Genomic DNA, 21472 nt, shown 5'->3' with positions numbered 1-21472 from the left:
CTATGCGCGAGATGGAACCGAGGATAGCGGTCGTCATCCCGAGCTATCGGGTAACGCGGCACATTCTCGACGTCATTGCCTCGATCGGGTCCATGGTCCAGCAGATCATCGTGGTCGACGATGCCTGCCCGGACGGCTCAGGAGAACTGGTGGAGAAACAGTGTCGAGATGGCCGGGTAGTGGTGCTCAGACACGAGGTGAACCAAGGTGTCGGCGGCGCGGTGTTGACCGGTTATCGGCATGCGATCGAGTCGGGCGCCGACATCATCGTCAAGGTCGACGGCGATGGGCAGATGGATCTGGGGTTGCTGCCACGCTTCGTGGCGCCGATCGCCACGGGAATGGCCGACTACACCAAGGGCAACCGGTTCTACGATCTGAGCCAGATCGGCCAGATGCCAACGCTCCGGCTCGTGGGCAATGCGGCGCTTTCGTTCATGGCCAAATTCTCGAGCGGCTATTGGGATGTGTTCGACCCGACCAACGGGTACACGGCCATTTCCGCGCGGGTGGCGCGGCTGCTGCCGATGAACAAGATCAGCAGGCGCTACTTCTTCGAGACCGACATGATGTTCCGCCTCGGCACGTTCCGTGCGGTGATCGTGGATGTACCGATGGACGCGAAGTACGCCGATGAGGTCAGCAACCTGAAGATCAGCCGCATCCTGGGCGAGTTCATGGCCAAGCATGTGCGCAATTTCCTCAAGCGGATCTTCTACAACTACTTCCTGCGCGATCTGTCGATCGCCTCGCTCGAACTGATCGCGGGCTTGGCTCTTCTGTCGTTCGGCACCGGTTTTGGCGCCATCGAATGGTGGCGGGGAGTTTCCAGCGGCGTTCCGACCACCGCTGGCACGGTGATGCTGGCGGCAATGCCCGTCCTGGTCGGGCTGCAGTTGCTGCTGGCGTTCCTTTCCTACGATATCGCGGCCGTGCCAAAGCTGCCGCTATCTTCCCGGTTGCTTGCAGGGCCGGCCGCCGGCACCGCTGGTGGAGCGCCTGGAAGGTGATGGCGCGTCCGTCAGCGGCGCAGGCAGGATTGCTGCGCATCGCATTGTTCCTGGCGGTAGGAGGGGTGCAGTTCGCTTTCGATGCGGGCCTGTTCATCCTGCTCACCTACTGGGGAATGGCGCCGTCCTGGACCAACCTGTTGACGCGTTTTTCCGCTGCGATGCTGGGCTTCCTGCTCAATGGCAAGCTGACGTTCCGGCAATCCAGGCTGACGCGGGAACAGTTGTTCCGCTACGTGCTGCTATGGATCTCCCTGACGCTGCTCAGCACGGCAGCGGTCGTGTTTATCGGCCATGCGGGAGGTATCAGGGCAGCCTGGGGGGCGAAGATCTTCGTCGAGATCCTGCTGGCCGTGCTCAGCTATGTGTTGATGCGACGCTGGGTTTTCCGTTGAGTACTGGATGGGTGAAACGATGACGCATGCGACAGACGGGACAGGACGTCTTCAGTGGAGGCCGCGCCGCGCGGAGGTGCTGTTCGCGGCCGTGGTAGGGCTGCTTGTGCTCGGGCTGCTCTGGTTCGCGGGTGAACGGGCCGGATCACGGCTTGCGTTCAATGTGCAATCGTCCGTTGCCGGCCAGATGCAGGTGTTCTACGACGAGGAGGGGCATTTCAGCGAATCCACGTCCCGGTGGTATCCGCTGGCGGCGGGCCAGCCGACGGAAATCGTGCTGGAAAAATCCGGGCCACGCATGGCCCATGTCCGTATCGATCCACCTGGCGGTGGCAAGGTTTCGCTTTGCGGCATGAGGCTCTCGCTGGCGGGCCAGGACCGCGGTTACGTCGTGGTTGGTGCCCATCAGGTGGAGCAGGCCGGCGAAGGCCAATGCCTGGTGTTGTCGTCGGCGGCCGATGCGGCCGATCCGCAGGTGGTGCTGGCCGGAGATGCGGCGCTGAACGCGTCGATACGCGCGGCCAAGCGCTGGCATAGGCTCTACCAGGGCGTTCTCTGCGCGGGCGTCGTTCTGTTGGCGGTGGCCCTGTTCGGCCTGCGCTGGCTGCTGCTGGCGCCGATCCGCCGCTTCCCGCGCCTGCGCTGGCTGGAGTGGCTGGACGGACGTGCCCATTGGGTATGCGCAGGGCTGATGCTGGTGTTCGGTGGCCTCTATGCGCTGCAGACGCCGCCAGGCGCGGTGCCGGATGAGGGGGCGCATCTGGCCAAGATCGCCAAGATCCATGCCGGGGCTCCGTTTGGCGGGGCGCCGGGGGATCTGTTCCCCGAAGTGGCGCTGATGTACGGCCCCTTTTCCAAATACCTGGACAACAAGCAGCCGCTCTCGGCCGAGCGCATGGAACGGCAGCTCGGTCAGCCGGTCATCTGCTCGGCCACGACGACGGAAATGGCACGTGGCGCAGATCCTTATTTCCCGCATCAATATGCGCTTTCTACCGCCGCCTTCGCCGTCGCGTGCGCGACCGGCTCTTCGTTCGGTACCTTCCTTTATTCGGCACGTTTCCTGAATCTGCTGCTGGCTACCGTACTGGTCGGGATCGGCGTTGCTTTCGGTGGGCGCGCCAGATGGGCACTGGCTCTCATCGCGCTGCTGCCGATGTCGATGTTCCAGATGGCCTCGCTGTCGGCCGATTCGCTTGTCATCAGCCTGAGCATCGCCTGGATCGGGCTTACCGCCGGATTGGCGAGCGGGCAGGTGGAAGTACGCCGGGTTGTGGGGTTGCTGTGGGTGCTGGCCATCTCCGTCGGACTGCTCAAACCGGGAGCGGCGTGGATACTGGGAAGCCTGCTGTTCTGCCGCGATGCGTTCAGGCGTTCAGGCATTTCGTACGTTCGGGCGCTCGCCTGCTTCCTGGTGCTGCCCTGGATACTGCATCTGGGGTTGATCGCCTCGGTCGACTCCGACAGCATCGTGCGCGACGGGGTCGACCCGCAGGCGAACATGCAACTGCTGAAGAGCGATCCGGCCGTATTCCTGCATCTTGTCGGCAATACCTTTTTCGGTGACTACAACCAGCATCTCTACCGGATGATGGTCGGCATCCTGGGATGGATCGACGTGCCGCTCTCCGAATGGGCGTACCCGCTGGCAGGCGTCGCACTGCTGGCCGCACTGTTCCTCGGCAGCAATCGCGAGGACCTGTTCCCCTGGCGGTGGGCTGCGCCGGCGTCGCTGGTGATGGCGGCAGGATCGGCCGTGCTCATATCCCTGCCTTTGTACGCGCGCTGGACTTCGCTGGATGCGCCTATCGTGCAGGGACTGCAGGGACGCTACTTCCTGCCGACGCTGGCATTCGTCTGGGCGGGCGTGGCGATGCGGAGTCCAGATCTTGTCAGGACCGTACTGCTGGCCCTGGTCATGGGCGCTGCGGTCGCATTGAACATCGATGCATTGGATCGCCTGCACCAAGCGTATTTCGTGCTGGGCCGGTAACTGGATCCGCGTCGCCCCGTGCTGCAGGCACGGGGCGACGCGATCACTCAGGCCAGCGCCGCTTCCAGCTCCGGCAGCAGGGCGAACAGGTCGCCGACCAGTCCGATGTCGGCCACCTCGAAGATCGGCGCGTCGCCGTCCTTGTTGATGGCCACGATGGTGCCGGCGTCCTTGATGCCGGTCAGGTGCTGGATGGCGCCGGAGATGCCGACGGCGACGTACAGCTCGGGGGCGATGATCTTGCCGGTCTGGCCGACCTGCATGTCGCTGGGCACGTAGCCGGCATCGACGGCGGCGCGCGAGGCGCCCACGGCGGCGCCGAGCTTGTCGGCCAGCTGGTAGATCACCTTGAAGTTCTCTTCCGAGCCGACGCCGCGGCCGCCGGAGACCACGCGCCTGGCGCTCTGCAGGTCCGGGCGGTCGCTCTTGCCGGCGGCCAGGCCGACGAAGCGGGTGTGCGAGGGCAGGGCGGCATCGACGCTGACCGCTTCGACCGGGGCACTGTTGCCCTTGGCCGCTTCCGGCCAGGAGGCGGCGCGCACGGTGGCCACGACCACCTGGTCGGCCGGCACCTCGACGGTGATGATGGCGTTGCCGGCGTAGATCGGGCGCTTGAAGGTGTGCGGGCCTTCGACGGCCATCAGGTCCGAGACCTGGTTGACGCCCAGCAGCGCGGCCACGGCCGGCATCAGATCCTTGCCGGTGGTGGTGGACGGGCCGAACACGTGGCTGTAGCCGGCGGCCGCCTTGGCGATCTGCGGGGCCAGCACCTGCGCCAGTGCGTGTTCGTTGGCCGGGTTGGCGACGGTCAGCACCCGGCCGACGCCGGCGATCTGCGCGGCCTGCGCGGCGACGGCGGCCGGGTCGGCGGCCAGCACCAGCACGTCGATGTCGCCACCGATGGCGGCGGCGGCCGAGACGGTCTTGGCGACGGCGCTGTTGAGCTTGCCGTCCAGGTGTTCGGCGATGACGAGAATCTTGGCCATTACAACAACCCCTTCTGCTTGAGTGCGGCCACCAGTTCGGCGGCGTCCTTCACCATCACGCCCTTGCTGCGCTTGGCCGGGGCGGCGTAGTGGGTGGTCTTGAACGTATCGGCGGCTTCGACGCCCAGGTCGGCCAGCTGCAGGGTCTCCAGCGGCTTGGCCTTGGCCTTCATGATGTCCGGCAGCTTGATGAAGCGCGGCTCGTTCAGGCGCAGGTCGGTGGTGATCACCGCCGGCAGGTCCACTTCCAGCGTTTCCAGGCCGGCGTCGACCTCGCGGGTGACCGTGGCCTTGCCGTCGGCGATCTCAACTTTAGAGGCGAAGGTGGCCTGCGGGCGTGCCCACAGCGTGGCCAGCATCTGCCCGGTCTGGTTGGCGTCGTCGTCGATGGCCTGCTTGCCGAGGATGACCAGGTCCGGCTGTTCCTTCTCCACCAGCTTGAGCAGGGTGCGCGCGGCGGTCAGCGGCTGGATGGCCTGGTCGGTGACCACGTGGATGGCGCGGTTGGCGCCCATGGCCAGGCCGTTGCGCAGGTGCGCCTGGGCGTCGGCCGGGGCGATGGTGGCGACCACGACTTCGGTGGCGATGCCCTTGTCGCGCAGGCGCAGGGCTTCTTCCAGCGCGATTTCGTCGAACGGGTTGGGCGAGAGCTTGACGCCGTCGGTGACCACGCCGGAACCATCCGGCTTGACCTGAATGCGGACGTTGTAGTCCACCACGCGCTTGTACGCGACGAGGATTTTCATGTGCTGCGGGATCCTTCGGTTGCAGGGGGCCGGCGCCAAATGCCGGACGGAGGAAAGCCCCGATTCTAGCGGGTGGGGGAGTCCCGTGCGAACGCGTATGGATACCTGTGGGGCGCGCAGGACGATGCCTCGGCCGCAGCCGGCGCCGGCCGCCGGTGCCGCGCGTTTCGGTGGCGGCAAGGCAGCGGGGGTGGGGCTGCCTGTATCCTGTGCCGCCTGGAGCAAGCTCCGGATCGCTGGGATCCGGGCGAATGGACGGTACAGGAGATAAAGACAGTGCCCACCTGGCTAGTGACCGGCGGTGCCGGCTTCATCGGCGGCAACTTCGTGCTGGAGGCGGTCGCCCGCGGCATCAAGGTCGTCAACCTCGATGCCCTGACCTACGCAGGCAACCTGCGCACGCTGGCGAGCCTGGAGGGCAACCCGGGGCATGTCTTCGTGCAGGGCGACATCGGCGACCGCGCCCTGGTCGAGCGCCTGCTGGCCGAACACCAGCCCGACGCGGTGCTGAACTTCGCCGCCGAGAGCCATGTGGACCGCTCGATCGACGGCCCCGGCGCCTTCATCCAGACCAACGTGGTCGGCACCCTGGGCCTGCTCGAAGCGGTGCGCGACTACTGGAAGGCGCTGCCGGCCGGGAAGGGCGAGGCCTTCCGCTTCCTGCATGTCTCCACCGACGAGGTCTACGGCACGCTGGGCGAGACCGGCAAATTCACCGAAACCACGCCGTATGCGCCCAATTCGCCGTACTCGGCGTCCAAGGCCGCCTCGGACCACCTGGTGCGCGCGTTCCACCACACCTACGGGCTGCCGGTGCTGACCACCAACTGCTCCAACAACTACGGCCCGTATCATTTCCCGGAGAAGCTCATCCCGCTGGTGATCGCCAAGGCGCTGGCCGGCGAGCCGCTGCCGGTGTACGGCGACGGCAAACAGGTGCGCGACTGGCTGTTCGTGGCCGACCACTGCGAGGCGATCCGCACCGTGCTGGCCAAGGGCCGGGTCGGCGAGACCTACAACGTCGGCGGCAACTCGGAAAAGCAGAACATCGAGGTGGTGCAGGCGATCTGCGCGCTGCTGGACCAGCGCCGTCCGCGCGCCGACGGGCAGCCGCGCAGCAGCCAGATCACCCATGTCGCCGACCGCCCCGGCCATGACCGCCGCTACGCGATCGACGCCTCCAAGCTGAAGGACGAACTGGGCTGGGAACCGGCCTACACCTTCGAGCAGGGCATCGCCTTCACCGTGGACTGGTACCTGGACAACCAGGCATGGGTCGACGGCGTGCTCGACGGCAGCTACCGCCTCCAGCGCATCGGCACCTCCGCCTGAAGCCAAGGACCCGACATGACCCAACGCAAAGGCATCATCCTCGCCGGCGGTTCCGGCACGCGCCTGTATCCGATCACCAAGGGCGTCAGCAAGCAGCTGCTGCCGGTGTACGACAAGCCGATGATCTATTACCCGCTGAGCGTGCTGATGATGGCCGGCATCCGCGAGGTGCTGATCATCAACACCCCGCACGAGCAGGCGCTGTTCCAGGCGCTGCTGGGCGACGGCTCGCAGTGGGGCATGGACATCCAGTACGCGGTCCAGCCCAGTCCCGACGGCCTGGCCCAGGCCTACCTGATCGGCCGCGATTTCGTCGGCGGCAAGCCGAGCTGCCTGGTGCTGGGCGACAACATCTTCCACGGCCATGGCCTGCGCGACACGCTCAAGCGCGCCGATGCCCGCGACGCGGGCGCGACCGTGTTCGGCTACTGGGTCAACGACCCGGAGCGTTACGGCGTGGCCGAGTTCGATCCGGACGGCAAGGTCGTCGGCCTGGTCGAGAAGCCGGAGAATCCGCGCTCCAACTACGCGGTGACCGGCCTGTATTTCTACGATGGCAACGCCAGCGACTACGCCGCCGCGCTCAAGCCTTCGCCGCGCGGCGAGCTGGAGATCACCGACCTGAACAAGTGCTACCTGGACGCGGGCAGGCTGTACCTGGAGCAGCTGGGACGCGGTTACGCCTGGCTCGACACCGGCACCCACCAGTCGCTGCTGGAGGCGTCCAACTTCATCGAGACCATCCAGACCCGCCAGGGCCTGCAGGTCTGCTGCCCGGAGGAAATCGCCTACGGGCAGGGCTGGATCGGCGCCGGCGAGCTGGAAGCGCTGGCCGCGCCGCTGCTCAAGAACGGCTACGGCCAGTACCTGCAGAAGCTGCTGCAGCGCGGAGTGGTGCCATGAAGGTGATCCAGACGACGCTGCCGGGCTGCGTGGTGATCGAGCCGGCGGTGTTCGGCGATGCGCGCGGCATGTTCTTCGAGACCTGGAACGCCGAGCGTTTCGCCGGGCACGGGCTGCCGGCGAAATTCGTGCAGAGCAACGTCTCCACCTCGGTCAAGGGCGTGCTGCGCGGCCTGCATTACCAGTGGCCGCGGCCGCAGGGCAAGCTGGTCAGCGTGCTCGAGGGCGAGGTCTACGACGTGGCGGTGGACATCCGCCGCGGTTCGCCGACCTTCGGCCGCTGGGAAGCGGTGCTGCTCAGCGCGGAGAACCACCGCCAGTTCTGGATCCCGGAAGGGTTCGCGCATGGTTTCGCGGTGCTGTCCGAACGCGCGGTGTTCAGCTACCTGTGCACCGATGTCTACGTGAAGGAGGCCGATGCCGGCGTGCGCTGGAACGACGCGGACATCGCGGTGGACTGGCCGATCAGCGCGCCCACGCTCTCGGCCAAGGACGAGGGCGCGCCGTTCCTGAAGGACATCGCCGAGGACCGGCTGCCGGTATACGCGCCATGACGGTGCTGGTGTTCGGCGGCAACGGCCAGGTCGGCCGCGAGCTGTTGCGCGCGCTGGCGCTGCTGGGCCCGGTGGTGGCTACCACCCGTAGCGGCACCCTGCACGACGGCAGCGCCTGCGAAGTAGCCGATTTCGACCAGCCCGATCGCCTGCCGGCGCTGCTGGACCGCGTGCGGCCCACGGTGGTGGTCAACGCGGCGGCCTATACCGCGGTGGATCGCGCCGAGCAGGAGCCGGAGGCGGCGCTGCGCGCCAACGCGCAGGCGCCGGGCGTGATCGCGCGCTGGTGCGCGGCCCATGGCGTGCCGCTGGTGCATTACTCCACCGACTACGTCTTCGACGGACAGGGCAATACGCCCTACCGCGAGGACGCGCCGACCGCGCCGCTGGGCGTGTACGGCACCAGCAAGCGCGACGGCGAGGACGCGGTGCGTGCCGCGGGCGGGCGCCACCTGATCTTCCGCACCGCGTGGGTGTATGCCGCGCACGGCGGCAATTTCCTGCGCACCATGCTGCGCGTGGGCGCCGAGCGCGAGCAGCTGCGCGTGGTCGCCGACCAGGTCGGCACGCCGACGCCGGCGGCGCTGATCGCCGACGTCACCGCGCAGGCGCTGCGGCATCCGGGCGGCCTGTCCGGCACCTGGCACCTGACCGCCTCCGGGCAGACCAGCTGGCACGGTTTTGCCGAAGCGATCTTCGCCGAGGCGCTGGCCGCCGGCGTGCTGGCGAAGGTGCCGGCCGTGGACGCGATTCCCAGTTCGGAGTACCCGACGCCGGCCCGGCGCCCGGCATGGTCGGTGCTGGACAACGGCCGGCTGCAGCAGGACTTCGGCATCGCGCTGCCGGCGTGGCAGGACGGGTTGAAGCGGGTGATGGCGGAGATCGCGGCCGCCTGACGTGGACCGCATCGGGTACCGACAGCAATCCCGGCCAATGGCCGGGATTGCTGTTTGCGGGAGAGCGCTTCAGCTGCGCCCGTAGGTGTCCTCGAAACGCACGATGTCGTCCTCGCCGAGGTAGCTGCCGGACTGCACCTCGATCAGCTCCAGCGGCAGCTTGCCGGGGTTGCGCAGGCGGTGGGTCACGCCCAGCGGAATATAGGTGCTCTGGTTCTCGCCGAGCAGCAGCACCTCGTCGCCGCGGGTGACCTCGGCGGTGCCGCTGACGACCACCCAGTGCTCGGCGCGGTGGTGGTGCATCTGCAGGCTCAGCGTGCCGCCGGGCTTGACCGTGATGCGCTTGACCTGGAAACGCTCGCCGTTGTCGATGGAGTCGTAGGCGCCCCACGGGCGATAGACCTTGCGGTGCCAGCTGGCCTCGGCGCGGCCTTCGGCCTTCAGTCGCGCCACCACGTCCTTGACCTCCTGCATGCGGTCGGCCTTGCCGACCAGCACCGCGTCGTCGGTCTGCACCACGATCACGTCGTCCAGGCCCACCAGCGCCACCAGCCGCTCGCTGTAGGCATAGGTGTTGCGGCAGTCGATGGCGATCACGTCGCCGCGGTGGGCGTTGCCGTCGCCGTCCTGGGTGGAGACGTCGCGCAGCGCGGTCCATGAGCCGACGTCGTTCCAGCCCGCGTCCAGCGCCACCACCACCGCGTCGGCGGTCTTTTCCATCACCGCGTAGTCGATCGAGTCCGACGGCACCGCCGCGAACGCTTCGGCATCGAGCCGGGTGAAATCGGCATCGCGGCGCGCGCCTTCCCAGGCGCTGCGGCTGCGTTCGAGCATGGCCGGGTTGAAACGTGCCAGTTCCTCCAGGTAACGCGAGGCGCGGAACAGGAACATGCCGCTGTTCCACAGGTACTGGCCGCTGGCGACGTAACCGGTGGCAGTATCCAGGTCGGGTTTCTCGACGAAGCGTTCGACGGCGCGCGCGCCGTCGCCGGGCGCGGCCTTGATGTAGCCGTAGCCGGTTTCCGGGCCGGTCGGGACGATGCCGAAGGTCACCAGCTTGCCTGTCGCCGCGGCGGCCGCGGCCTGGCGCACGGCGTCGTGGAAGGCGGCCTCGTCGGCGATCACGTGGTCCGACGGCAGTACCAGCAGCAGCGGATCCTCGCCGCCGCGGGTGGCTTCCAGCGCGGCCACGGCGATGGCCGGCGCGGTGTTGCGGCCGACCGGTTCGAGGATGATCGCCTGCGGTTCGGCGCCCACCTGCTGCAGCTGCTCGGCGGCGACGAAGCGGTGCGTCTCGTTGGCGATCACCAGCGGCCCGTGCGCGGCGACGGCCGCGACCCGGCGCCAGGTGGCCTGCAGCATGGTCTGTTCGCCGGCCAGCGGCAGGAACTGCTTGGGATAGGCCTCGCGCGAGAGCGGCCACAGGCGGGTGCCGGAGCCGCCGGACAGGATGACGGGCGTGATGTCGCTCATGACAGCCTCAGGCCGAAAGCAGGGTGGAGATTTCGTCGGTGCGCGCCTTCAGCAGCGCGGCGTCGCCGCGCGACTCGACGTTGAGCCGCAGCAGCGGCTCGGTATTGGAACTGCGCAGGTTGAAGCGCCAGTCGCCGAAATCGGCGCTGATGCCGTCGGTGTGGTCCAGCGCCGGCGCGTGCGCGGCGAAGTGCTGCATGACGCGCTCGACCGCGGCCCTCGCGTCGGCCACCTTGAAGTTGATCTCGCCGCTGCACGGATAGGCGGCCATGCGGTCCTCGACCAGCGCGGCCAGCGACTGGCCGCTCTCGGACACCAGCTGGGCGATCAGCAGCCACGGGATCATGCCCGAGTCGGCATAGGCGAACTGGCGGAAATAATGGTGCGCGCTCATCTCGCCGCCGTAGACCGCGTTCTCGGCGCGCATCTTCTCCTTGATGAAGGCGTGCCCGCTCTTGCACAGCACCGGCATGCCGCCGGCCGCCTCCACCATCTCCACCGTGTTCCACACCAGGCGCGGGTCGTGCACGACCTTGCCGCCGGGATTGCGCGCCAGGATCGCCTTGGCGAGCAGGCCGACGAGGTAATAGCCCTCGATGAAGCGGCCGTCATGGTCGAAGAAGAAGCAGCGGTCGAAGTCGCCATCCCAGGCGATGCCGAAATCCGCGCCGTGCGCGCGCACCGCCTCGGCGGTGGCGGCGCGGTTCTCCGGCAGCAGCGGATTGGGAATGCCGTTGGGGAAGCTGCCGTCGGGTTCATGGCAGATGCGCACGAATTCCAGCGGCAGGTGCGGGGCGAGCAGGTCGACGATGGCGCCAGCGCCGCCGTTGCCGGCATTGACCACCAGTTTCAGCGGCTTGAGCGCGGCCACGTCCACGTAGGACAGCAGGTGCGCGATGTAGGCGCTCTTGTCGTGCCGTTCGACCTGCCCGGCGCGCGGCGCCTGCGCCGGCGCGCCATCGGCCGCCACGGCGTCGGAAATGGCGAACAGGCCGGTATCGGAGCTGATCGGCCGCGCCTGCTCCTTGACCAGCTTCATGCCGTTGTAGTCCATCGGGTTGTGGCTGGCGGTGACCATCACCCCGCCGGCCGCGCCCAGGTGGTCGGTCTGGAAATAGACCTCCTCGGTGCCGCACAGGCCGATGTCGATCACCTCGCGGCCTTCGCCGCGCAGCCCGGCGGCCAGCGCGTCCTGCAGGCCGGGGCTGGTCAGGCGCACGTCGTGGCCCAGCACCACCGGGCCGTCGCCGAGCCGGGCCGACAGGGCCTTGCCGATCCTGCGCGCGAGGTCCTCGTTGAGTTCCTCGGGCACGCGGCCGCGGATGTCGTAGGCCTTGAACGCGGGTAATGGCATGCGGGCAACCTGTCGATGCGGGAAAGACGCCCAGTTTAGTCGCTCGGCGGTGAGCGGGCCGTTCGCGGCTGGACGAAGGTCCAAGAGGGGCGGCGATGGACTGCGGCTAGAATGCGGCCATCCTTTGACTGTGGGCGTGATGCGATGAGCGATCCTTCAACCCTGAGCGGGCGGCGCGGCAAGGTGGTTGCCGATGCGGCCCAGGCCCTGGCCGGCGTGGTCGCCGACGGGCAGACCCTGGCGGTCGGCGGCTTCGGCCTGTGCGGCATTCCCGAGGCTCTGATCGCGGCGCTGCGCGATTCCGGCGCGACCGGCCTGACCGTGATCTCCAACAACGCCGGCGTGGACGGCTTCGGCCTCGGCCAGCTGCTGGAAACCCGGCAGATCCGCAAGATGATTTCCTCCTACGTGGGCGAGAACAAGGAGTTCGAGCGGCAGTTCCTGGCCGGCGAACTGGAACTGGAGTTCAACCCGCAGGGCACCCTGGCCGAGCGGCTGCGCGCCGGCGGCGCGGGCATCCCGGCGTTCTTCACCGCCACCGGCTACGGCACGGTGGTGGCCGAAGGCAAGGAAACCCGCGAATTCGACGGCAAGCACTACGTGATGGAGACCGCGCTGAAGGCCGACGTGTCGCTGGTCAAGGCGTGGAAGGCCGACGAGGCCGGCAACCTGATGTTCCGCAAGACCGCGCGCAACTTCAACCCGGCCTGCGCCATGGCCGGCAAGGTCTGCGTGGTGGAAGTGGAGGAGATCGTGCCGGTGGGCGCGATCGACCCGGACCAGGTACACCTGCCGGGCATCTACGTCGACCGCATCGTGCTGAACGCGACCCCGGAAAAACGCATCGAACAACGCACCATCCGTCAGGGTGAGTGAACGCGTTTGGCCGATGCCCTGCCGGCGTCGGCCGCGTTTGCGACCGTCCGGCCATGTCCGGGTCGGGGTCTGACGAAGCGATGAATCCGCGCCAGGGATGGCGACTACAGCCTATGAATACTGGAGAGAAGCAAAATGGCCTGGACCCGTGACGAGATGGCGCAGCGCGCCGCGCGCGAACTGACCGACGGCGCCTACGTGAACCTGGGCATCGGCCTGCCGACGCTGGTGGCCAACCACATCCCCGAAGGCGTGGACGTGTGGCTGCAGTCGGAGAACGGCCTGCTCGGCATCGGCCCGTTCCCGACCGACGCCGAGGTCGACGCCGACCTGATCAACGCCGGCAAGCAGACCGTGACCGCGCGCGCCGGCGCCAGCTATTTCGGCAGCCACGATTCGTTCGCGATGATCCGCGGCGGCCATATCAACCTGGCGATCCTCGGCGCCATGCAGGTCACCGACAAGGGCGACCTGGCCAACTGGATGGTGCCGGGCAAGATGGTCAAGGGCATGGGCGGGGCGATGGACCTGGTGGCCGGCGTGCAGCGGGTGGTGGTGCTGATGGAGCACACCGCCAAGAACGGCGAGCACAAGATCCTGCCCGAGTGCACGCTGCCGCTGACCGGCGTGGGCGTGGTGGACCGCATCATCACCGACCTAGCGGTGTTCGACGTCACCGATGCCGGCCTCACGCTGGTGGAAGCGGCGCCGGGCGTTGAGATGGAAGAGCTGAAGACCCGGACCGGCGTGCCGTTCGCGCACGCCTGATCCGCCTCGCTGGGCCACCCTGTGGCCCAGCGTCGTCAGTGGCGTTGCGCGTAGGCGTAGGGCGCTGCCGTATCGACAGGCAGGCCGAGCAGCCCGGCGGCCGTGGTCTGCCTGAAGCCGGCATCGCGCGCGGCCAGGGTGAAGACCCGCTCGACCGCGTGCGCCAGCGTGCCGTCCACCTGGCCGGCCTCGGCCTCGAACTGCGACGGCTGCAGGTGGCCGTCCAGAAGCGGGCGCAGCGCCGACAGGCGTACCCAGAACATGCTGCCGGCGATGAACGTGTCGCGCTCGACATTCGGCTGCGCGACGCCCAGGCGGCTGAGCAGCACACGCACGTTGCGCTCGTTGGCGCCCCAGTAGAAATGCAGCGGCTGGACATGGCCTTCCGGCGCGACCAGTCCCAGGTCGGGCTGCGCGTCGAACGCCTGAACGATGGCCGCGGCCCTGTCGGGCGCCAGCAGGCGCCCGATCAGCTCGTTGCGCCACTGCTCGCCGTCCTGGCGGTGCGTGGAGCGCTTGGTATGCAGCTTGAGCACCAGGTCCTCGCCCTCGTCGAGCAGGCGTCCGGCGACGTGCAGGAACGGCAGGATGTCGCGGCCATGGTTGGCGAAGGCGTGCACCTCCACCTCCATGCCGCGCGCCTGCGCGATGCGTTCGATCTCGTCCTTCCGCTCCGGCGGCGTGGTGGCCACGATCCGCCACGGCAGGCCGCTGGCGTGCAGCGCCTGCAGCAGTTCGTCGAAGACGTCCGGGTACCAGGCGTGGATCACCGCGCACGGGCGCGCGGCGGCCGGTCGTACGGGTGGCGGCGCCAGCGCCTGCCGGGTGGCGTCCAGCCAAGCATGGCCCAGCCGCGCATCGGGTTCCAGCACCGCGCCCTCGGCCCATTCGTTCCAGGCGTTGACGAACACCAGGCGCCGGTCGGCGGGAACCGCAGCCAGCCGCCCGTGCACGGTCGCGCGCAGCCAGTCGCGATAGCCGCGCGGCGAGGCGTGCAGGAAGATGCGGCCCCTGCCCGGACGGCGCGGCTCGTTGTCCCAGCCGGGATTCACCCCGGGATACAGCGTATAGGCGGGCAGGGGCCGCGCCGCGGCCTCGCGCGCGAGCTCGCGCCAGTCGCGCACATCGCCGGCGAAGTCCGGGTTGAGCAGCCATTGGTCGGCAGCCAGCGACCGCGGGTTGCTCATGTTCGGCGGGAACTCGACTGCTGCATCGAAACCGATATCGCGCGGATCGGGCCGCTCGAATCCCTGCACATAGGCCAGGTGGATCTCGCCGAGGCCGTTGTCGCGGCACCACTGACGCCAGCGCTGCGCGGTGGCGCGTGGATCGGGCAGCAGATGCGGGCGGTAGACCAGCAGCATCGGCCGCCCGTCGACCTTCAGTGCGCGGCGGTCGCGCAGGTAGGGCGCGACGTGGGCGATGAAGGCCAGATCGTCATCGGCGCTGTGCTGCTGGCCGATCAGCACCTCGCCCTCGCGCCCGTCCCAGCGCCGGGTCCAGTTCTCGTTGGCCCAGCACAGGCAGAACGGCAGCTCGATGCCGTCGTCCGCCAGCCACTGCCGCAGCGGGTCTTCCATCAGGGTGCGGCCGCTGAACCAGTAGTAATAGAAGCAGAACGCGCCGATGCCGTACTCGGCGGCCAGCCGCGCCTGGTCGCGCATCACCTGCGGGTTGCGCAGGTCGTAGAAACCCAGGTCCGCCGGCAGCCGCGGCTGCGCGTGGCCCTCGAACTGCGGCAGTGCCCGGGTGACGTTGCGCCATTCGGTGAAGCCCTTGCCCCACCAGGCGTCGTTCTCGGCGAACGCGTGGAACTGCGGCAGGTAGAACGCGACCAGCGTGGCGGGCAGGGGCGTGGGGAGGTCGGCCTTGCGGTACGGCACGTGGCCGATCGCGGGCTCGTCGGCCCGGTGCAGTGGCCGGGTGACGCGCAGGGCGGCTTCCGTTTCCGGCGCGTGGCCGCGCGGCGGTCGCGGGAGCATCCCGCCGAAGCGGTCCAGCAGGTGGTTGCGCCACCTGTCGCGGCGGGCATCGGAGATCGGCAGGGCGCGGAACGCCTGTCGCAGCAGCTGGTGGAGCGCCTGGGGCAGGGAGGGGAAGGGCATCGATCGAAGCATCGCCGGCGACGGGAATGGGGCGCGGAGGTCAAGGGACGCAGTGCGTGCCGGTGCCCGCCGCCGCCCGGGATTCTAGGCCAATGCGCCATCGGACCGCCGTTGCGGCCTCCCCGGGGGCGTCCGCCGGCGGCGATGCGGCAGCCGGATCGCCTACAATCCGCGTCCTTCCGAACGATGACGACGTGTCGATGCCCGCAAAGCCGATGTCCGCCGCTGGAAAGCTGTTCGCTGTCGCCGCGCTGATCGAGGGCGCGACCTGGGCCGGGCTGCTGGTCGGCATGCTGCTCAAGTACGGCACGCAGACGACCGAACTGGGCGTGTGGCTGTTCGGGCGCCTGCACGGGCTGGCGTTCCTGTTCTACGTGGTGGCAAGCGTGTATGCCGGCGTGCGCCAGCGCTGGCCGCTGTGGGCGCTGCTGCTGGCCCTGCTGGCGGCGGTGCCGCCGCTGGTCACCGTGCCGCTGGAATGGTGGTTCCGCCGACGCGGCCTGCTGTCGCCCGCGCGCTGAGCGGGCGCCGCGTCGCGGCGGCCCTGCGTGGCGCGGCCGTGGCCGCTGGTTCCGGGGATGCCGGTCGGGCACGAACGGCGCTTCCGGCCGCTCCCATCGGGCATGTTCGCAGCCTGTTTAGGTTCGATCTTCTAGCTTTGGCGCCTGTCTGACTCTCGGAGAGCCCCGTGCACCACGGAAGCCCTGTTCCCGTTGCCGCCCGCCTGCCGGCAGCGGCGTTCCTTTTCCGCCCGGCGCGTCCGGGCGAGCGGTGGATTCCATGACCGATCCGCACCGCGCCGCGCGCGACGCCGGCATCGCCGTGCTGCCGGCGGAAAGCCCGTTGTCCATGCCTGAACAGTCGCTGCGGCAGGGCCGGCTGCAGGGGCGGCGGCAGGACACCTCGCCGCCGAACATCGTATTGCGCCGGCTGTACGTGTTCGGCACCACGGCGGCAATGACCGTGGTGGCCACCTGGATGATGGCGCGGGTGCTGGCCAATGGCGGCATCAACGTGCTCGAAGCCTGCCTGCTGGGGCTGTTCGTGCTGCTGTTCGCGTGGATCGCGTTCTCCTTCGTCAGCAGCCTGGCCGGCCTGCAGGCGCTGCTGCGCGGGCGCCGCAAGCTGGGCATCCATCCGCACGCGCCGCTGCCGGAACTGCACACCCGCACCGCGCTGCTGATGCCCACCTACAACGAGGACCCGCGGCGGATGATGGCCGGGCTGCAGGCCATCTACGAATCGGTGGCGGCCACCGGCCAGCTCGACCGCTTCGATTTCTTCGTGCTCAGCGACACCACGCGCCCGGCCATCGGCCGTGCCGAGGAGCAGGTATTCGCGCGGCTGGTCGAGGCCACCGGCGGCCGCGGCCGGCTGTTCTACCGGCGCCGTGCCGACAATGCCGGGCGCAAGGCCGGCAACATCGCCGACTGGGTGCGGCGTTTCGGCGGCGCCTATCCGCAGATGCTGATCCTGGACGCGGACAGCCTGATGACCGGCGAGGTGATCGTGCGCCTGGCCTCGGCGATGGAAAAACATCCCGGCGTCGGCCTGATCCAGTCGCTGCCGGCGGTGGTCGGCGGCCGCACCGCGTTCGCGCGCATGCAGCAGTTCGGCGGCCGCGTCTACGGCCCGGTGATGGCCTACGGCGTGGCCTGGTGGCACGGCGCCGAGAGCAACTACTGGGGCCACAACGCGGTGATCCGCACCCGCGCCTTCGCCGAGCAGGCCGGCCTGCCGGAACTGCCCGGGCGCAAGCCGTTCGGCGGCCACGTGCTCAGCCACGATTTCGTCGAGGCCGCGCTGATGCGCCGCGGCGGCTGGGCCGCGCACATGGTGCCCTACCTGCAGGGCAGCTACGAGGAAGGCCCGCCGACGCTGACCGACCTGCTGATCCGCGACCGCCGCTGGTGCCAGGGCAACCTGCAGCACTCCAAGGTGGTCACCGCCGCCGGGCTGCACTGGATCAGCCGCGTGCACATGCTGGTCGGCATCGGCCATTACTTCACCGCGCCGATGTGGGCGATGTTGATGTTGATCGGCATGGCTATCCCGCTGGTCCACGGCGGCATCGACCTTGCCGAGGAGCTGCACCTGCGCCTGTCGCCGGCGCATTACTGGCGCGGCCTGGACGAGCAGGGCGTGCTGTGGGTGTTCGCCGTGACCATGGGCGTGCTGCTGGCGCCCAAGGCGATGGGCTACGTGGCCATGCTCAGTGCGCGCGGCGAGCGGCAGGGCTGTGGCGGCGCCCTGCGCGCGTTCGCCTCGATGTTGCTGGAAACCGTGCTGGCCGCGTTGATGGCGCCGGTGGTGATGTACGTGCAGTCGCGCGGCGTGGCCGAGGTGCTGGCCGGCAGGGACTCGGGCTGGGACGCGCAGCAGCGCGACGACGGCAGGGTTTCCTGGGTGGCGCTGCTACGCAGCTACGGTGGGCTGAGCGTGTTCGGCGTGGCGATGGGGGCGATGGCCTACGCGGTGTCGCCGTCGCTGGCGGCCTGGATGGCGCCGGTGGTGATCGGCATGGCGCTGGCGGTGCCGGTGGTGGGCCTCACCTCCTCGCGCAAGATCGGCGACTGGCTGCGCCGGCATCGCCTGCTGTCCATTCCCGAGGAAAGCGCGCCGCCGCCGGTGCTGGTGCGTGCGGCGGAATTGCGTGCGGCGGCGATGCAGGAGCCGCTTTCCGTGGAGTAACAGGGCGACTTCTTGTTTTTCTGACGGTCGGGATTTTTGGTTTGGTTTACGGCTGTAGAACGGACCGGGTGTCGTAACGGTCCAAAGGCGAAGATGCCTTCGCCTTCGCCTTCGCCTTCGCCTTCGCCTTCGCCTTCGCTGCTGCCGTGGTTTTGCCCTGCTCTTGGCTTTTGCTTTCAGGGTCCCCTTCCGTAGCGACGGAGCCGGCGGGAAAAACCCGAAGGGCGACGTGCAGGGATGCACGTCGTTTTTCGACGAGACATGGATGTCTCGTCGAAAAATCCCGCCGGCGGAGTGGACCCGGAGTGCCGCAGGCACGGAGGGCGCGGAGGCAGGGGCGTGTTTCTTTTGGCTATCTTTTCTTTGCACGAGCAAAGAAAAGTAGCTCACGCCCCGAAGGGGAGCGAAAGCCTTTGATCCTGATTCTGCTCTTGCTCTGGGCTTCCCTTGGACGTCTGTGCCAGCACGATAGGCAAAAAGGCCAAGCCAGAGGCCAGCCAGAGCTAGAGGCCAAACATGAAATCGGGAGCTTGAAAGCACAGCTTTCGCCCCTGCTTCGCAGGAGCGAGTTACTTCTCTTTGCTCGTGCAAAGAGAAGTAACCAAGAGAAACACGCCCCTGCCTCCGCGCCCGACGCGCTGCGCGCGCCGGGTCCACTCCGCCGGCAGGATTTTTCTACGCGACATCCATGTCGCGTAGAAAAACGGCGTGCGTCCTGCACGCCGCCCTTCGGGTTCTTCCCGCCGGCTCCGTCGCTGCGGAAGGGGACACGGAAGTCAAAAGCCAAAGACAGCAGCAAAATCACGGGCAACAGCAACAGCAACAGCAACAGCAACAGCAACAGCAACAGCAACAGCAACAGCAACAGCAACAGCAACAGCAACAGACCGGCATCGGCTTGGTCTCCTGTCCACAGGCATAATGCGTCCCAGTCCCTTGGAGTCGCATGCAATGCTGGAGACAGTGGAACAGGAAACCGGCGCTTCGCCGGAATGGTCGGTGATCTGGCTGCACGGCCTGGGCGCCGACGGCCACGACTTCGCGCCGATCGTGCCGGAGCTGGTGCGGCCGCACTGGCCGGCGATCCGCTTCGTATTCCCGCATGCGCCCAAGCGCCCGGTCAGCATCAACAACGGCATGCCGATGCGCGCCTGGTACGACATCGTCAGCCTGGATTTCCGCAGCCGCGCCGACGCCACCGGCGTGGCCGAGTCGGTGGCGCAGGTGGAGGAACTGATCGCGCGCGAACAGGCGCGCGGCATCGCGCGCGAGCGCATCCTGCTGGCCGGGTTCTCGCAGGGCGGCGCCATCACCCTGTCCGCCGGCCTGCGGCGGCAGGCGCCGCTGGCCGGGCTGGTCGCGCTGTCCACCTACCTGCCGGAGGTGGATGCCGCCGCCGCGCAGCTGGCCGACGGCGCCACCGCGCAGCCGGTGTTCATGGCCCATGGCAGCGCCGACCCGGTGATCCCGGTGCAGGTGGCCGAGCACAGCAGGCAGGTGCTCGAGCAGCTGGGCTTCGGCGTGGAATGGCACCGCTACCCGATGGCGCATCAGGTCTGCGCCGAGGAAATCCACGCCCTGGGCGACTGGCTGCAGGCGCGCTTCGCGCAGGGCTGAGCCAGGGCGCGGCGGCAGCGGCTGCCGGTCCGCGCCGCGGTTGGCTACCATGCGTCATCCGGGGAGGGATGCAGGGCAAGGGGATGGCGATGAAGGTGCTCATTGCCGATGACGAACCGCTGGCGCGCGAGCGCCTGCGCGTGCTGCTGTGCGCCCACGGCGACGTCAGCGTGGTGGCCGAATCGGCCGACGGCCGGTCGACGCTGGAGGCCTGCGAGCGGGAACGGCCCGACGTGGTGCTGCTGGACATCGCCATGCCCGGCGTCGACGGTCTGGACGTGGCGCGGCACCTGGCGCGGTTCGAGCCGCGCCCGGCGGTGGTGTTCTGCACCGCCTACGACTCGCACGCGCTGTCGGCGTTCGAGGCGGCGGCCATCGATTACCTGATGAAGCCGGTGCGCGGCGAGCGGCTGGCGGCCGCGCTGGAACGGGCGCGCACCTTCCTGGCCGGGCGGGTCGGCGCGGCGGCGCCCGCCGCGCCCGGACGCCGGGTGCTGTGCGCGCGCCTGCGCGGCAACCTGCGGCTGATCCCGCTGGAGGACGTGTTCTACCTGCAGGCCGAGGAAAAATACGTGGTGGTCCACCACGTGCACGGCGAGGACCTGATCGAGGAGTCGCTGCGCTCGCTGGAGGAGGAGTTCGGCGCGCGTTTCGTGCGCATCCACCGCAACTGCCTGGTTTCCCGGCAGCGCCTGCAGGAACTGCGGCGGACCGCGGCCGGGCAGGTGCAGGCGGTGCTGCGCGGCGTGGCGCAGCCGCTGGAGGTCAGCCGCCGCTGCGTGGCGGCGCTGAAGGCGGAACTGGCCGGGGCGTGAGCACTGCGCCGATAATGGCGCCATGAACATGCTGCGCATCGCCACCCGCAAGAGCCCGCTCGCCCTGTGGCAGAGCGAACACGTCGCCGCCCGCCTGCGCCAGGCGCACCCGGGCCTGTCGGTCGAGCTGGTGCCGATGAGCACGCGCGGCGACGAGGTGCTGGACCGCTCGCTGGCCGCCATCGGCGGCAAGGGTCTGTTCCTCAAGGAACTGGAGCTGGCGATGCTGCGCGGCGAGGCCGACTGCGCGGTGCATTCGCTCAAGGACGTGCCGATGGAACTGGACGCGCCGTTCGCGCTGCCGGCGATCCTGGAGCGCGCCGACCCGGCCGACGCCTTCGTCTCCAACCGCTACGCCACGCTGGACGCGCTGCCGCACGGCGCCGTCGTCGGCACCTCGTCACTGCGCCGCCAGGCGCAGCTGCGCGCGCTGCGCCCGGACCTGCAATCGCGCGACCTGCGCGGCAACGTCAACACGCGGCTGGCCAAGCTCGATGCCGGCGACTACGACGCCATCATCCTGGCCTGCGCCGGGCTGGAGCGGCTGGCGCTGGACGGGCGCATCCGCGACCGCCTGCGCGCGCCGCAGTGGCTGCCGGCGCCGGCGCAGGCCGCGGTGGCGGTGGAAAGCCGGGCCGACGCGGCCGACGTGATCGCGCTGCTGGTGGTGCTGGACGATGCCGGCACGCGCGCCTGCGTGGAAGCCGAGCGGGCGATGAACCGAGCGCTGGACGGCAGCTGCCACGTGCCGGTGGCCGGGCTGGCGCAGTGGCGCGGCGGCGACCTGTGGCTGCAGGGACTGGTCGGCGGCGTCGCCGACGGGCGCGTGGTGCGCGCCCAGGCCCAGGGGCCGGGGCGCGACCCGGAGGCGCTGGGCCGCAACGTCGCGCGCCAGCTGCTGGACGGCGGCGCCGGCGAGTTGTTGCGGTAAGGCGGGGAACGGGGAACGGGGAACGGG

General features: G+C 68.9%; 20 protein-coding genes. 15 read left to right on the top strand and 5 right to left on the bottom strand.

Features of this window, described 5'->3' with window-relative positions:
• The first annotated feature begins 2 nt into the window (after nucleotides 1–2).
• Genes CQ393_RS15740 through CQ393_RS15730 form a run of 3 tightly spaced genes read left to right on the top strand, consistent with a single transcriptional unit; the run spans nucleotide 3 to nucleotide 3398 of the window.
• Nucleotides 3–1010 (top strand): glycosyltransferase family 2 protein, encoded by a 1008-nt coding sequence (locus CQ393_RS15740; RefSeq protein ID WP_153192851.1) that lies wholly within the window; start codon nucleotides 3–5, stop codon nucleotides 1008–1010.
• Complete coding sequence (locus CQ393_RS15735; RefSeq protein WP_153192849.1) at nucleotides 1010–1405, top strand: GtrA family protein; 396 nt, start codon at nucleotides 1010–1012, stop codon at nucleotides 1403–1405. The genes CQ393_RS15740 and CQ393_RS15735 overlap by 1 nt, the downstream gene beginning before the upstream one ends.
• A gap of 7 nt (nucleotides 1406–1412) precedes the next feature.
• A complete protein-coding gene (locus CQ393_RS15730) occupies nucleotides 1413–3398 on the top strand; it encodes a DUF2142 domain-containing protein (RefSeq protein WP_153192847.1) in 1986 nt (661 codons plus the stop codon).
• 47 nt (nucleotides 3399–3445) lie between these two features.
• On the opposite strand, the gene CQ393_RS15725 is transcribed toward CQ393_RS15730, so the two are convergent.
• On the bottom strand, nucleotides 3446–4384 hold the full coding sequence (locus CQ393_RS15725) for an electron transfer flavoprotein subunit alpha/FixB family protein (protein WP_153192845.1): 939 nt from the start codon (nucleotides 4382–4384) through the stop codon (nucleotides 3446–3448).
• Entirely contained in the window at nucleotides 4384–5130 is a 747-nt protein-coding gene (locus tag CQ393_RS15720; protein ID WP_057627298.1) for an electron transfer flavoprotein subunit beta/FixA family protein, read from the bottom strand. The genes CQ393_RS15725 and CQ393_RS15720 overlap by 1 nt, the downstream gene beginning before the upstream one ends.
• Before the next feature lie 276 nt (nucleotides 5131–5406).
• Here CQ393_RS15720 and rfbB point away from each other — a divergent pair, with 276 nt between their 5' ends.
• From rfbB to rfbD, 4 genes are read left to right on the top strand one after another with little or no spacing between them, the layout of a single operon-like run.
• Nucleotides 5407–6462 carry a dTDP-glucose 4,6-dehydratase gene (rfbB, locus tag CQ393_RS15715; protein ID WP_343200002.1) on the top strand — a complete coding sequence of 352 codons (1056 nt, stop codon included), beginning with the start codon at nucleotides 5407–5409 and terminating at the stop codon, nucleotides 6460–6462.
• A 15-nt stretch (nucleotides 6463–6477) separates the two neighbouring features.
• Complete coding sequence (gene rfbA, locus CQ393_RS15710; RefSeq protein WP_153192843.1) at nucleotides 6478–7365, top strand: glucose-1-phosphate thymidylyltransferase RfbA; 888 nt, start codon at nucleotides 6478–6480, stop codon at nucleotides 7363–7365.
• The gene (gene rfbC / locus CQ393_RS15705) at nucleotides 7362–7919 is read left to right on the top strand and encodes a dTDP-4-dehydrorhamnose 3,5-epimerase (protein ID WP_153192841.1); all 558 of its coding nucleotides are present in this window, start codon (nucleotides 7362–7364) and stop codon (nucleotides 7917–7919) included. Before rfbA ends, rfbC begins: the two co-directional genes overlap by 4 nt.
• Nucleotides 7916–8815 carry a dTDP-4-dehydrorhamnose reductase gene (gene rfbD, locus CQ393_RS15700; RefSeq protein ID WP_153192839.1) on the top strand — a complete coding sequence of 300 codons (900 nt, stop codon included), beginning with the start codon at nucleotides 7916–7918 and terminating at the stop codon, nucleotides 8813–8815. The genes rfbC and rfbD overlap by 4 nt, the downstream gene beginning before the upstream one ends.
• Nucleotides 8816–8884: 69 nt before the next feature.
• On the opposite strand, the gene CQ393_RS15695 is transcribed toward rfbD, so the two are convergent.
• On the bottom strand, nucleotides 8885–10288 hold the full coding sequence (locus CQ393_RS15695) for a mannose-1-phosphate guanylyltransferase/mannose-6-phosphate isomerase (protein ID WP_153192837.1): 1404 nt from the start codon (nucleotides 10286–10288) through the stop codon (nucleotides 8885–8887).
• 7 nt (nucleotides 10289–10295) lie between these two features.
• Entirely contained in the window at nucleotides 10296–11642 is a 1347-nt protein-coding gene (locus CQ393_RS15690) for a phosphomannomutase (protein ID WP_153192835.1), read from the bottom strand.
• 144 nt (nucleotides 11643–11786) lie between these two features.
• Between CQ393_RS15690 and CQ393_RS15685 the strand changes: the two genes are divergently transcribed.
• Together CQ393_RS15685 and CQ393_RS15680 are read left to right on the top strand one after the other, a co-directional pair.
• Nucleotides 11787–12518: a CoA transferase subunit A gene (locus CQ393_RS15685; RefSeq protein ID WP_153192833.1), complete on the top strand. Its 732-nt coding sequence runs from the start codon at nucleotides 11787–11789 to the stop codon at nucleotides 12516–12518.
• Nucleotides 12519–12653: 135 nt separating this feature from the next.
• Nucleotides 12654–13286, top strand: a complete 633-nt coding sequence (locus tag CQ393_RS15680; RefSeq protein WP_153192831.1) for a CoA transferase subunit B — start codon at nucleotides 12654–12656, stop codon at nucleotides 13284–13286.
• A 35-nt stretch (nucleotides 13287–13321) separates the two neighbouring features.
• Here the strand turns inward: CQ393_RS15680 and CQ393_RS15675 are convergent, their stop codons facing one another.
• Nucleotides 13322–15391: a glycoside hydrolase family 99-like domain-containing protein gene (locus CQ393_RS15675; protein ID WP_153192830.1), complete on the bottom strand. Its 2070-nt coding sequence runs from the start codon at nucleotides 15389–15391 to the stop codon at nucleotides 13322–13324.
• 215 nt (nucleotides 15392–15606) lie between these two features.
• Here CQ393_RS15675 and CQ393_RS15670 point away from each other — a divergent pair, with 215 nt between their 5' ends.
• From CQ393_RS15670 to hemC, 6 genes are all read left to right on the top strand, one after another.
• Nucleotides 15607–15912 (top strand): DUF3817 domain-containing protein, encoded by a 306-nt coding sequence (locus CQ393_RS15670; RefSeq protein WP_153192828.1) that lies wholly within the window; start codon nucleotides 15607–15609, stop codon nucleotides 15910–15912.
• A 259-nt stretch (nucleotides 15913–16171) separates the two neighbouring features.
• Nucleotides 16172–18082, top strand: a complete 1911-nt coding sequence (mdoH, locus tag CQ393_RS15665) for a glucans biosynthesis glucosyltransferase MdoH (protein ID WP_153192826.1) — start codon at nucleotides 16172–16174, stop codon at nucleotides 18080–18082.
• Between the two features lie 688 nt (nucleotides 18083–18770).
• Complete coding sequence (locus CQ393_RS15660) at nucleotides 18771–19004, top strand: hypothetical protein (RefSeq protein ID WP_153192824.1); 234 nt, start codon at nucleotides 18771–18773, stop codon at nucleotides 19002–19004.
• Nucleotides 19005–19033: 29 nt separating this feature from the next.
• A complete protein-coding gene (locus CQ393_RS15655; protein ID WP_153192822.1) occupies nucleotides 19034–19699 on the top strand; it encodes an alpha/beta hydrolase in 666 nt (221 codons plus the stop codon).
• A gap of 89 nt (nucleotides 19700–19788) precedes the next feature.
• Complete coding sequence (locus CQ393_RS15650; protein ID WP_153192820.1) at nucleotides 19789–20514, top strand: LytTR family DNA-binding domain-containing protein; 726 nt, start codon at nucleotides 19789–19791, stop codon at nucleotides 20512–20514.
• 22 nt (nucleotides 20515–20536) lie between these two features.
• Nucleotides 20537–21445 carry a hydroxymethylbilane synthase gene (gene hemC, locus CQ393_RS15645; RefSeq protein ID WP_153192818.1) on the top strand — a complete coding sequence of 303 codons (909 nt, stop codon included), beginning with the start codon at nucleotides 20537–20539 and terminating at the stop codon, nucleotides 21443–21445.
• The last annotated feature ends 27 nt before the right edge of the window (nucleotides 21446–21472 follow it).

The sequence above is a fragment of the Stenotrophomonas sp. MYb238 genome (genome assembly GCF_009496535.1).
Classification (GTDB): domain Bacteria; phylum Pseudomonadota; class Gammaproteobacteria; order Xanthomonadales; family Xanthomonadaceae; genus Stenotrophomonas.
This window is presented reverse-complemented; position numbering and strand designations above follow the sequence as displayed.

Coding starts and splice junctions, on each gene's coding strand:
- mdoH (WP_153192826.1), top strand. CDS start 16,172: ATGACCGATCCGCACCGCGCCGCGCGCGACGCCGGCATCGCCGTGCTG.
- CQ393_RS15740 (WP_153192851.1), top strand. CDS start 3: ATGCGCGAGATGGAACCGAGGATAGCGGTCGTCATCCCGAGCTATCGG.
- rfbC (WP_153192841.1), top strand. CDS start 7,362: ATGAAGGTGATCCAGACGACGCTGCCGGGCTGCGTGGTGATCGAGCCG.
- CQ393_RS15675 (WP_153192830.1), bottom strand. CDS start 15,391: ATGCCCTTCCCCTCCCTGCCCCAGGCGCTCCACCAGCTGCTGCGACAG.
- rfbD (WP_153192839.1), top strand. CDS start 7,916: ATGACGGTGCTGGTGTTCGGCGGCAACGGCCAGGTCGGCCGCGAGCTG.
- CQ393_RS15695 (WP_153192837.1), bottom strand. CDS start 10,288: ATGAGCGACATCACGCCCGTCATCCTGTCCGGCGGCTCCGGCACCCGC.
- CQ393_RS15690 (WP_153192835.1), bottom strand. CDS start 11,642: ATGCCATTACCCGCGTTCAAGGCCTACGACATCCGCGGCCGCGTGCCC.
- CQ393_RS15730 (WP_153192847.1), top strand. CDS start 1,413: ATGGGTGAAACGATGACGCATGCGACAGACGGGACAGGACGTCTTCAG.
- CQ393_RS15720 (WP_057627298.1), bottom strand. CDS start 5,130: ATGAAAATCCTCGTCGCGTACAAGCGCGTGGTGGACTACAACGTCCGC.
- CQ393_RS15650 (WP_153192820.1), top strand. CDS start 19,789: ATGAAGGTGCTCATTGCCGATGACGAACCGCTGGCGCGCGAGCGCCTG.
- CQ393_RS15735 (WP_153192849.1), top strand. CDS start 1,010: ATGGCGCGTCCGTCAGCGGCGCAGGCAGGATTGCTGCGCATCGCATTG.
- CQ393_RS15655 (WP_153192822.1), top strand. CDS start 19,034: ATGCTGGAGACAGTGGAACAGGAAACCGGCGCTTCGCCGGAATGGTCG.
- CQ393_RS15660 (WP_153192824.1), top strand. CDS start 18,771: ATGTCGCGTAGAAAAACGGCGTGCGTCCTGCACGCCGCCCTTCGGGTT.
- hemC (WP_153192818.1), top strand. CDS start 20,537: ATGAACATGCTGCGCATCGCCACCCGCAAGAGCCCGCTCGCCCTGTGG.
- CQ393_RS15685 (WP_153192833.1), top strand. CDS start 11,787: ATGAGCGATCCTTCAACCCTGAGCGGGCGGCGCGGCAAGGTGGTTGCC.
- CQ393_RS15680 (WP_153192831.1), top strand. CDS start 12,654: ATGGCCTGGACCCGTGACGAGATGGCGCAGCGCGCCGCGCGCGAACTG.
- CQ393_RS15725 (WP_153192845.1), bottom strand. CDS start 4,384: ATGGCCAAGATTCTCGTCATCGCCGAACACCTGGACGGCAAGCTCAAC.
- CQ393_RS15670 (WP_153192828.1), top strand. CDS start 15,607: ATGTCCGCCGCTGGAAAGCTGTTCGCTGTCGCCGCGCTGATCGAGGGC.
- rfbA (WP_153192843.1), top strand. CDS start 6,478: ATGACCCAACGCAAAGGCATCATCCTCGCCGGCGGTTCCGGCACGCGC.